A 10,413-nucleotide genomic window follows, 5' to 3' on the forward strand; every position below is an offset into this window, starting at 1 on the left:
AACCTGTGGCCATGACCCGCCACGAACGCCGCACACAGGAACAGCGCCGCAACACCACGCGAGCCGCGTTGCTCGAGGCAGCGGCAGAACTGGTGGTGGAGCTGGGAATGCGCGCGGTGACACTCGCCCGCGTCGGCGAACGGGCCGGGTACAGCCGGGGCATCGTCACCCACAACTTCGGCTCGAAACAGGCATTGCTCGACGCGCTCGCGAAGGCGAGCCAGAGCGGGTTCGTTCCTGGCGTCGGCGACATGCCGCCCGGCCTCGAACGCCTGACGGCCCTGATCGAGGGCTACGTCAACGAACTCGGCCGCGACAAGGTCACGGGCCGGGCGTTCCTGGTGCTGTGGGCCGAGGCCGCCACCACCACCTCCGAGCTCTCCAAAGTGTTCCGGGAACGCGACGAGGCATTCCGGGCGGATCTGCGCGACGACGTCGCCGCAGGTATCGCGGACGGCACGATCCACGCGGACACCGACCCGTCGGACGTCGCGGTGGCGATTTTGGGACAGTTGCGGGGTATCGGAATGCAACGCCTGCTCGACCCGGGCGCCTTCGACCCCCACCGCCTCGGCCGCGCTGTCGCACAGCAGTGGCGGCGCGCGCTGTCGGCGTGAGTCACGGTCCGAAGTGGATGTAGGAGGCCCATCTGGCCGGATTGCGGCGGAAGGAGTCGCGCAGGGCGCGGGTGGCGCGGTGCAGGAGACGGGCAGTGCGGTCGAGACGCATGCCCGCAGGCCCCAGCAGCCCGGTGTACATCGTCGTCATGACTTCGACCGCGGTGTGGTCGGTGATCGTCCAGAGGGTCGCGACCACGTGCCGGTAGCCCGCGAGTTGGAGTGCCGCGGCGAGGTGGATGGCTTCGTCGGGCAGTGCGGTGCCACCGATGGCAGTGCTGCAGGCGGACAAGTAGGCGAGTTCGGCTTGGGTGAGGTCCAGTTCGGCGACATCCAGCACAGTCAACGCATGGTCGCGGAGGTACAACGCGCCGGTTGACGGCTGCCGCAGATTCTGCCCGCCGTGGCAGGCGAAGTGTGCGTAGGCGTGGACCCGCAGGTCCGCGGTGACGGCCTCGCGTGTGGCGCCGTCGGCGATGCGCAGCGTGTGCTTGAGGGGCAGCGCCTGCGCGAAGAACTCGGCTTCCGCGCGCGCCCCGGGCAGCGGGGACAGGGCGGGGAACTCTTGCGTGGGTGGGGTTTCCGGCATGCTGACCACGAGGACCCGGCCTTCCGCCGGGTCGATCGCGGGTGCCGTGTTCGCTCTCGTGAGCGCTCGCAGCGTCGGCGTGTAGGACGACACCGCGCGGTCGATGACCGTACGCCCGGCCGGAGTGTCAGCGGCGTCGTGGTAACCGGCGGCGTGCAATGGCAGCAGGGCCAACGATCCTGTCGGACACCACCACAACCGCGGCAGCGGCTCGACGTTCCCGGTGTATTCCAACTGGGACAGCACCGGACTGGCGACGGTGTCCCACAACCATTCCAGTGTCGCGTGCAACGTCTGCCTGGCACTGGTCGTGGCGAGACCCCCTGGCCCGTCCGGACTGTCCAAGACCCGCAGCGCCCGTAGGTACTCCCCTGCCCGTTCGGTGGCCTCGTGTTGTGACAGGCCCGGCAACGGGACGTGCACGACGTCCTGATCCCGGCGCACGATCAACGCGTCGCACCTGGTCGCGTCCACATTGAGCAGGACGACGGGGCCATCGGGCAACCCGGTGCGCAACGCGGCCAGTGGCGGGATCCGCAGCAGGTACTCCAAACCAGGCAGGGCGCGTGCTTCGGCGAGCAACCGGTCCCAGTCCCCGGCGAGCTTGATCCGGTCGTGCTGGTCGTCGCGCGAGCGGTTGTTCCACGGGTCGACCGTGGGCGACGGATCCGGCAGATCCGAGGCGGACCCCTCAGCCAGCTTCGCCGCGACGGCACGCAGCAGGTCGTGCAGCGCGGGGTCACGGTCGCGCAGCGCCGAAAGGTCGTCCCTGGTTTGCAGTGCCTGCGACCACAGCACCGACCGGCCTTGTTCGAGCAACTCCACCGCGCGGTTCGGGTCACCGGCCGACAGCGCCGCGGCAGCGGCTTCCCTGGCCAAGCCGTCCCACATCTCCAGCCTGCGCTCGCGTGCGGTGCGTTCGACGCCATGCCACGCCACTTGGGGCAACAGTGCGACAGTGACGCCGAACGCGTCCGTGGCGCCGACCCAGTCGCGACGCCGAACGGACAACTCGGCCCACATCCGCGCGGCGGCGGCCCGGATCATCGGTGCCGCGGCAGGAGATTCGGCGGCGGACCGGTAGGCGCGAACCGCGGTGTCGAGGTCTGACTGGCCCTCGTGCCCGGCATGCCTGCGTTCGTGCACCTGTCCCAGCGTCAACCAGGCCATCGCCGCCTTGGGATCACCCGCCGCGGCGAAGGAGCTGATCGCCCGTTCGGCCAGCTCGATCGACTCGGCCGCGTCCGTTTCGGGTCCACCGCTGCTGTACCTTGTGCGCAACGCGGTCGACAGGTTCAAGGCGCACAACGGGAACATCGGGTGCGTCCGGTCGGTGCCCGCGATCGCCGCACGACCGAGCGCGACAGCCCGGTCCAGGTCGCCCGCGTTCCGGTCACGACGGGCCCGCAGCAGCCCGGCCAGGTTCAGCAGCAGCTCTGTCCGGTTCGGACTGTCCTCGGCACTGCGCTCGACGGCGTCGCTCACGGCCGCGATGGCCGCGTCGAGGTCCGCGGCGTCGCTGTTCTCCAAGGATCGGACGAGAAGCGCGGTCCCCAGGTTCATCAGGCACACCAACTCCGACGGATGGCCCGCTGGTGCGGCGGCGACGGCCGACCGCCCGGTTTCCACAGCGGCGTCGAGGTCCGCCAACGAACCGAGCAACCCCGCGCGGGCCCGCAACGCGTTGCTCAGGTTGGTGAGCATGGCGGGTCGCGTCATGTGCCCGGGGGTGGCGGACGCCGACGCCTGGTACAGCGCGTCGATCGCGGCGTTCAGGTCGTCCACGGCCCCTGTCCGGTCATACCTGACCCACAGCGCGAGCCCCAGCGTCATCAAGTTGACCGCGTTGGCGACGTGCCAGTTCGGGATCCGCACCGCCTCGCCTGCCAGGTCGATCGCGGTGTTCAGGTCCTGCGGATCACCGGTCCGCATCGACCTGGCCAGCAGGCCCGTGGCCAGCGCCATGATGCCCGCGCCCCGCTCGGTCGGGCTCACGTCCGGCAGGGCCACCGCGCGCTCGGCGACCGCGATCGCCTCGTCCAGGTCCCCGCTGCCGGGCCTGCGCCCGTGCCGCGCGGACAGCGCGTTGGCCAACTCGGGCAGGGCGGCTCCCACCACTGTCCTGTTGGTGCCCGCGGCGTCGACCGCACCACGCAGTGCGTCGATCGCCTCCGTCAGGTCGGCGATGTCACCGGTCCTTTCGAAGCGCAACACCTGCAGCAGGCCCAGCAGCATCAGCGCCGACGACGCGTTGACGTGGCTGTCCGGTGTGCTGCCGATGAGGTCCCTGGCGATCTCGATCGCCTCGGCGAGCAGTGGCATCTCGCCGGAGTCGACGAAACGCAGCCGCAGCGCGCCCGCCAGGAACATGCCGGCCGAGCCCTGGGCGGTGTGCGTAGCGGGTAGTTCGGCGCGCGCGGCGCGGAGCAACTCGGTCGCCTCGGCGAGATCAGCCGGGTCGTTCGACCACTGCCCGCGCTGCGACAGCACAACGCCCAGCGTCGCGCCGAACAGCAGACGCATGTCGCCTGTCTTGGCGGCAGCGATGGCCGACCGCAGCACCACGCTCGCCTCGTCGAGGTCCTCGGGTTGCGCTGTGGTCTGGAAGCGGACTCGCAACGCGTTGCCGAGGTAGTACTGGAACGTCGGCAGGATGCGGTTGGCGGCGTCGGTCCGGCTGATCACCGACCTCAGGGTGTCGACGGCTTGGGCGATGTCGGCCGGGTCGCGGACGAGTTCGTAGTAGTCGGTGCGCAGGGCGGCGACATTCGCGGCGAGCACCAGCGAGTCGGGACTGGCGGCTGGGAACTCCCGCAGTGCGGCTTCGCCCGCCGCGATCCCCTCGGTCAGGTCGGTGAGATCGCCTTGCTGCTGGAACCGGTGGCGCAGCACCAGCACGAGGGTGTTGACCACTGGGCTACGCGCGGGCCCGGCGGCGTGCACCAGTGCGTCCTGGAGTGTGCGGGCCGCCGCGTCCAGGTCAGCCCGGTTCCCACCGGACTCGTAACGGGCCATGAGCGCGGTGCCGAGCGTGAGGCTGACGAACACGCTCGGAACGGAGTCCGGTGGTGTGGCGGCACGGCAGGTCTCGATGGCCTCGGTCAGCTTCCCGACATCTCCGGCGGCAACGCCCGCGGCGCTGGCGGCGGCGCCGAGAACACCCAGCATCCGATGGTGGTCGGGGTGATCGGGCCCGGCCGTGCCGAGCGCCGAACGGATCAGCTCGGTCGCCTTCGCGATGTCGGCGAGGCCGCCCGTGGTCTCGGCACGTTGCAGCAGACACAGCGCGGCGTCCGACTGGAAGCCGGGCAGTTGCGGGTCGTCCGCGGCAAGCGCGTCGATGGCGCCGTACCAGGCGGCGATGCACTCGTCCAGATCAGCGGATTCCCACGTCCGGCCGTATCGGAGGTGCAAGGCGACCGCGAGGGCGGACAAGCAGGCCGACCGGGCGGCGGCGTCGGGCGCCAGCGGCACCGTCGTCCGCAGCACGTCGATCCGGTCGTCGAGGTAGGAGTCGTGGTCTGTGCGGTGGAACCGCCACCACAGCAACTCCGCCAGCTGCCAGAACTGCTGGCCGCGGATCAGGGGTTCGACCGCGGGATCCTCCGCGACGATCCGGGTGGTCTCGATCGCTTCGTCGAAGTCGGCCTCGGCGACCACACCGTCGGCACCGGCCAGCTTGATCGTCTCGTAGAGCACCATCGACAACGCCGCCAGTGCGGGTGACCGGCCGAGCGGGCCGGTCGCGTCCGCCGCTCTCGCGGCCCGCATGACGGCCACGGCTTCCTTGAGGACGTCCTGGTCGCCGGTCTGCGCGTACTGGACGCGCAACGCGTCACCGAGAGAGAACAGCGCCGTACCACGCAGTGGACTGTCGGCGGGAAAATTCGCCAGCGTGGCCCTGGCTGCCTGCACCGCTCCCGCAGGGTCCGTGTTGTCAGCACGCAACACCGACGCCAGCACGGCGTCGACCTCCCACCGCAACGGGTGGGCCGCCGGAACGGCTCGGTCGGCCGCTTGGGCGAGGTCGACGGCCTCGGCCAGGTCCGCCGGGTCGGCAGTACCTGCCGGGCCGAACGCACGGGCGCGCGCGAACCGGGTGTGCAGCGCGCTGGCCAGGCTGACCAGCGCGGTCGCGTGCAGCTCGTCGTCCACCGGGATCATCTCGACCGCGGCCCGCCCGCACCGGACGCTCTCGGTGATGTCCGCGGCATCGGCGACGCGGATGTACCTGAACCGCAAGGCGTTGCATCGCTGGACGAGCGCGTTGCCGAGTACCGGATCGTCCTCGGCGCAGCCGTCCACGAAGTCCCTGGTCACCTCGGCGCACTCGTCGACGACGGCCAGCGGGGCGCCGAGACCGCAGTGCGCCAGCAGCGCACTGGCCAGCTGCGACAGGCAGATGGCCCGGTCCGGGGAGCCGGGCGGTAGCGCCGCCGCGGCCTCGCGCAGGAGGTCCGTTCCCTCGGACAGATCAGGGTGCCTGCCCCCGAACCCGAACCGGGCGACCAGGGCGAGCCCGAGGCGAAATCGCACCGCCAACGCGATCCGGTCGTCGGCGATGCCGGACAGCTCGCGGCCGAGTGCGACTGCTTCGTCGAGATCAGGCCCGCCGAACGCCAGTTCGTACCGCTGGTGCAGCAGGATCATCAGGTTGAACAGGTGCACCGGACGATCGGCCGCGGCGCAGACGCGGGCGGCGGCCCGGCACAAGTCGATTCCCAGATCGGTCAGCGCGGGATCGGCCGTGGCCAGGGCGGCCGTGGCCGCCACCGTCGCGTAGAACGGCCCGAGCTCCGCGAGAGTCATTCGTGGGCCGGGATTCTCGTCGAACCAGCTCCGCACGGGCGGCGGCAGCTCGACGGGCGAATCGGCGAGCGGACCGAACAGATTCAGGCAGATCGTGATGTCGGTGCCGTCGCTGTCCGGCAGGAGTGCGCAATGGCGCAGCCAGTGCAGCCACGCGACCTGGTACGAGACCTCGGGCGACAGGTCCGTGCCGACAGCAGGAAGGACCATGCGCGCGGCCTCCACGAGCGCGTCGACAGCCAGGACTTCGGTGGCGTCATCGGTCTCCAGGCAGCGGCGGATGCGTTCGACGATGGCGATGTCTATTCTCCTCTCCGACACTGGGAAGGCGGGGGCGTGACGGATTTCGACGAGGCAGACGCGCTCATTCTGTGGTGCACCATCCTGCCGGATCTGCGCAGGGAGGCCATGGCCGGCCGGTGGACCGACCGGCTGGAGCGGGCCGCGGTGCGCGTTCGCGAAGGAGGTTCGGCACTGGACGCGTGCCGTCAGTTCGACCTGATCGACACCGAAACGGAAAGCACGACCAGAAGCGGAGGCGAACCGGGCATCACCCATGTATATCCCATGTCGCGTAGTCCCCGTGCGCCGAGAACCGGTCGCGGCGACTATTCGTGCCCACACCGGTTGTGTGCCCGCCGCGACGAACGGGACGACGACGGGCACCCGCCGGTGTGCGCGTTGTTCGACAACGAGCCGATGCAACCGACCGGCACCACGCCATGAACCCGTTCCTGTCGTCGTTGGGCGGAAAGCTCGCCGAGCGATGGGTCACCACGCTTGTGCTGCCGGGGGCGTTGTTCGTCGTGGCGGTGGTGTGCGCGGTGCGCCTCGGCCACCAGGCAGCCTTCGACTTCACGTCGGTGGCCAATTGGATCGCGCGGGAAGGACCGCGCATGCCGATCGGGGCGGTGGCCATCGGCGTGCTGCTCGGTGCCACGGCGGCAGCCATGGCCGCGGTCGCCGTCGGTCGTCTGGCCGAGGCGGCATGGGTCAAACCGTGGCGTGGCCCCGCAGGGTGGCTCGCACGACCGCTGGTATCCGTGCGGCGCAAGCTGTTCGACCGCGCGGCCGCCAAAGCGGGGGTGAATCCGGTACGCGCATACCGGCCGCAACGACCGACCTGGGTCAGCGAGCAGTTCCGGCTGTTGGACTCCCGGATCGCCGCGCAGTACCACGGTCTGCGGCTCGGGCCGCTGTGGCCGCGCTTGTGGCTGCTGGTCCCCGAGGCGGTGCGCGTTCCGGTGCAGGCCGCCGAATCGCAGTTCCGGTCGGCCGTCACGCTCGTCGGCTGGGGCGTGCTGTACCTCGGCCTCGGGATCTGGTGGTACCCGGCGGCGATAGCCGGGTTCGGGGCCGCTTTGCTCGGGTGGAGCCGGACCCGGACCACCACCGCGGCGCTCACCACGTTGATCGAGGCGACCGTCGACACCCATCTGGACACGGTCACGACCGCGCTCGGCCACCCGATGCCCGCCACCGGGATCACCGCGGACCTGGCTCGCCGGATCAACGACCACCTGGGCAAAGGCGACTGACTCAGCCGGGCGCCCACGGGTCGATCGCAACGACGCCCGTGATGCGGCCGTTGTCGTCGAGCAGACAGCCCATCCGTTTCGCGGCGTGCAGCGTCACGGCGCGGTCGGTCAGCGCGACGCCGGGGAGGCGTTCGGCCAGTTCGGCTTCCAGGCGTTGGATGTCGCTGAGCGAACGCAGCCACAGGGTCATCACCAGGTTGTCCGATCCGGTGACGGCCGCGCAGAGCCGGACTTCCGGCAGTTCGGTGAGCAGTGCGGCCGTCCGGTCCAGTTCGTCCGGCGGCACCCGTGCCCAGAACGTCGCGGCGATCGGCCAACCGGTGATCGGCTGGGCGACTTCGCAGCGCAGGGCCAGCAGGCCGCCGGTGGTCATCTCGTTGAGCCAACGTCGAACGGTGGCACCGCTCCGCCCTGTGGCTGCCGCGATCTCGGCAGCGGGCCGCCTGCCGTCGCCGAGCGCGCGCAGCACTTCCCGGTGGCGGTCCTTCCACACGACCGGGGTGCCCGGGGGCTGGTGAGCGCGGTGTGCGGACCGGTGCGGCTCGAGGGCACCGAGCCGCCAGTGGTTGCCTTCGCCGTAGACGGTGGTGATCGCGTGTGTCCGTGTCCGGCGCAGGCCGGGAAGGTGTTGGAACTGCTGGAGAACGATGCGGGACAGGGTGGCGAGGTCCGGGGCGAGCACGGTCAGGAACAGGTCCCGCCCGCTGCTGATGATCGAGATCGACACGATCTGCGGGACCTTCGACAGCACCTGCACGGCGTGGGCGCGGGCGGTCGGTTCGATGTCCAGTTCGATGAACGCGTTGCAATGGTCCCGCGCCCATGAGCGGACCTCGGGATACGCCGTGACACGGGCGAATCCCGCGTCCACGAGTCCCTGCCACCGGCGGGCGGCCGTGACCGCGGGCACCGTGTCCAGCCGCTGACCGACCCGCTGGCAGGCAGCGAGGACTTCTCCCGTGTCCTGCAACGAGTTCCGGGCGCGTTCATCCTGTTGGGCGCCGGTGACGGCACCACCGACAACCACTCGCCGCTCGCGGTGTTCGACGACTCGGTCCTGGCCGACGGCGCCACTATACTCGCCGAACTCGCCCTGCGCGGAGGTGTCTCATGTGCGTCATCGTGCTGATCTTCGCTGTCGGCGCCGCCCTGCTGGCCGTCGGCATCGTCCAGGGGCAAACCGAGATCACGATCATCGGTGGCGTGCTGATCGTCTTTCTCTTCTGGGCCCTCCTGACCGACAACACGGGCAGCGGCGACGCGGATGACAGCGAAGCGTAGCGTCATCGACAGGCGGGCAGAATCGGCGCCGTCTGCGACATGACGTCCGCGAGGTCACCGGAAGCACACGGCCACTCGCGGCGGCTCGTTTCCAGATCGAGCTGGCACTGCATGGCCCGCAACGGAAGCGGGCGGCGCCTGGTGACCATCCACGTCGACGAGCACGACATCGGCACGAACGGGTAAACGGATGCCAAGTTGCCGATGCCGTCGCGGATCCGCGCCGCGCTCGCCGCGAGCATGTCGTCCGACGCGGCCGGTTTGATCACCAGGAAGTCGGACTCGCTGAGCCGAACGGCGCGATCGACCGGCCGCAGTTCGTCGCTGAGCACGGCGGCGACGTTCTGCCCGGTGTGGATCACGGCGCGGACCTCGTGGTGCCTCAGCACATCGCTCAGCGCGGCGATCCTGAGCACGATCAATCCGATCGGGATGGTGTCGGTCGACGGGCCGACCCATGACGTGAGGGCGGAGAGGGTGTGCAGGCCGGTGTCCGGGTCGCGGTCGATTCCCTGGTCGTGGTCGCTCGCCTCGGCAAGGCGAGCGGACTTCTCGGTTTGCCGTTCGATGGTGGTGACGAGCTTGCGCACCGCGGCCTCGGTGCACTGTTCGACCTCGACGGCCGCCGGTTCCTCGACAGCGGCAAGGGTCTCGTCGATCTTGAGCCGGACGACGGGAGGAAGCCGATCGCCGAGGGCGTCACGGAGCCGCACCACCTCGGCGTAGGCCTCGTCACGGCGAAGACCCCAGCGGCCGTGGAAAAGCCTCGCCGACTCGAGTGTCGTGCGGCGTGGGTCGACGTCCTCAAGGTCCTGCGCGATCACAGTGGCACCGAACCTCGGCGACAACACCACCACGGACCACTCGTGGGCAAGATCCTCATCCCTGCGCAGAAGAACAGGGGTGACCCCCGCGGGCAGATCGGGTCGCACCCGGTCGGCCAAGCCGACGACAGTGACCGACGCACGAGCCGCGATCCCCGCGTACACCTGGCTTTCCCTGTCGAAGTAGGGCAACCGTTGAAACAGGGCGATGACCACCATCGGCTCGGCGCCACGCTGCGCGAGGGCCGCCTGCTCCACCGCGTGCGACGCGATGACGAGCAGACGTTTGGTCAGCAAACCGGCCCTGGTGGCAGGCACGATCTCGTCCATCACACAACACCTCGCGCAGGTAGCGGACCCAGAGCCGGACGTCGCGAAAGATCGCGGCCACCGAAAGCCCAAGACCAGCACAACTTGCCACAGCCCCCTCGGACACGACTGAGTGAGGCGCTTGTTCCCCGAACGAGTGACCGAGGTGGAAACAGGGCGACACGCAGCTGTACGAACCTCTCCCAGCACCGTCACTATCGAGGGACAGCACCCTGCCGACGAGAACCATGGAGACGCGGGCGACGGCGACGCGTGGCGTCACCAGCATGGGCTCGGCGGCACTCGGACCCGCCGCAGCAACTCGGCTCGTGAGGTTGTCGGCGAGATGCTCGAAGGGTCACCTCGTTGCGAGAACTTCGCGGTCCGGTGGACCGCATAGGCATGTAGCGAGCCGTATAGCAACGGGCGACCCGAAGTCCGACCGA

7 protein-coding genes and 1 pseudogene are annotated in these 10,413 nt (G+C 70.0%); 5 read left to right on the plus strand and 3 right to left on the minus strand.

What is annotated here, in order from left to right:
- Nucleotides 1–11 precede the first annotated feature (11 nt).
- Nucleotides 12–617 (plus strand): TetR/AcrR family transcriptional regulator, encoded by a 606-nt coding sequence (locus tag ALI144C_RS19125; RefSeq protein ID WP_076988486.1) that lies wholly within the window; start codon nt 12–14, stop codon nt 615–617.
- A 1-nt stretch (nt 618) separates the two neighbouring features.
- On the opposite strand, the gene ALI144C_RS19130 is transcribed toward ALI144C_RS19125, so the two are convergent.
- Complete coding sequence (locus tag ALI144C_RS19130; protein ID WP_076988487.1) at nt 619–6,336, minus strand: CHAT domain-containing protein; 5,718 nt, start codon at nt 6,334–6,336, stop codon at nt 619–621.
- A gap of 15 nt (nt 6,337–6,351) precedes the next feature.
- Here ALI144C_RS19130 and ALI144C_RS19135 point away from each other — a divergent pair, with 15 nt between their 5' ends.
- Nucleotides 6,352–6,741, plus strand: coding sequence for a hypothetical protein (locus ALI144C_RS19135; protein WP_076988488.1), 390 nt, complete (start codon nt 6,352–6,354; stop codon nt 6,739–6,741).
- Nucleotides 6,738–7,553: a hypothetical protein gene (locus ALI144C_RS19140; protein ID WP_076988489.1), complete on the plus strand. Its 816-nt coding sequence runs from the start codon at nt 6,738–6,740 to the stop codon at nt 7,551–7,553. The genes ALI144C_RS19135 and ALI144C_RS19140 overlap by 4 nt, the downstream gene beginning before the upstream one ends.
- Before the next feature lies 1 nt (nt 7,554).
- Here ALI144C_RS19140 and ALI144C_RS19145 read toward each other — a convergent pair whose 3' ends face one another.
- Nucleotides 7,555–8,523, minus strand: a complete 969-nt coding sequence (locus ALI144C_RS19145; RefSeq protein WP_076988490.1) for an Lrp/AsnC ligand binding domain-containing protein — start codon at nt 8,521–8,523, stop codon at nt 7,555–7,557.
- On the opposite strand from ALI144C_RS19145, the pseudogene ALI144C_RS57575 reads away from it, so the two are divergent.
- Both ALI144C_RS57575 and ALI144C_RS55565 read left to right on the plus strand, forming a co-directional pair.
- A pseudogene (locus ALI144C_RS57575) lies at nt 8,461–8,682 on the plus strand (M20/M25/M40 family metallo-hydrolase); the annotation flags it as partial. The gene ALI144C_RS19145 and the pseudogene ALI144C_RS57575 overlap by 63 nt on opposite strands.
- Entirely contained in the window at nt 8,664–8,834 is a 171-nt protein-coding gene (locus tag ALI144C_RS55565) for a hypothetical protein (RefSeq protein ID WP_168211291.1), read from the plus strand. The pseudogene ALI144C_RS57575 and the gene ALI144C_RS55565, both read left to right, overlap by 19 nt.
- A gap of 2 nt (nt 8,835–8,836) precedes the next feature.
- Here ALI144C_RS55565 and ALI144C_RS19155 read toward each other — a convergent pair whose 3' ends face one another.
- Nucleotides 8,837–9,988 carry a DICT sensory domain-containing protein gene (locus ALI144C_RS19155; protein ID WP_076988491.1) on the minus strand — a complete coding sequence of 384 codons (1,152 nt, stop codon included), beginning with the start codon at nt 9,986–9,988 and terminating at the stop codon, nt 8,837–8,839.
- Between the last annotated feature and the right edge of the window lie 425 nt (nt 9,989–10,413).

This window comes from Actinosynnema sp. ALI-1.44, from assembly GCF_001984155.1.
In the GTDB taxonomy this organism is placed as follows: domain Bacteria; phylum Actinomycetota; class Actinomycetes; order Mycobacteriales; family Pseudonocardiaceae; genus Kibdelosporangium.

What these genes read in the sequence shown, in the direction of transcription:
- ALI144C_RS19125 (WP_076988486.1), top strand. Translation starts at nt 12, where the DNA reads ATGACCCGCCACGAACGCCGCACACAGGAACAGCGCCGCAACACCACG.
- ALI144C_RS19140 (WP_076988489.1), top strand. Translation starts at nt 6,738, where the DNA reads ATGAACCCGTTCCTGTCGTCGTTGGGCGGAAAGCTCGCCGAGCGATGG.
- ALI144C_RS55565 (WP_168211291.1), top strand. Translation starts at nt 8,664, where the DNA reads ATGTGCGTCATCGTGCTGATCTTCGCTGTCGGCGCCGCCCTGCTGGCC.
- ALI144C_RS19155 (WP_076988491.1), bottom strand. Translation starts at nt 9,988, where the DNA reads ATGGACGAGATCGTGCCTGCCACCAGGGCCGGTTTGCTGACCAAACGT.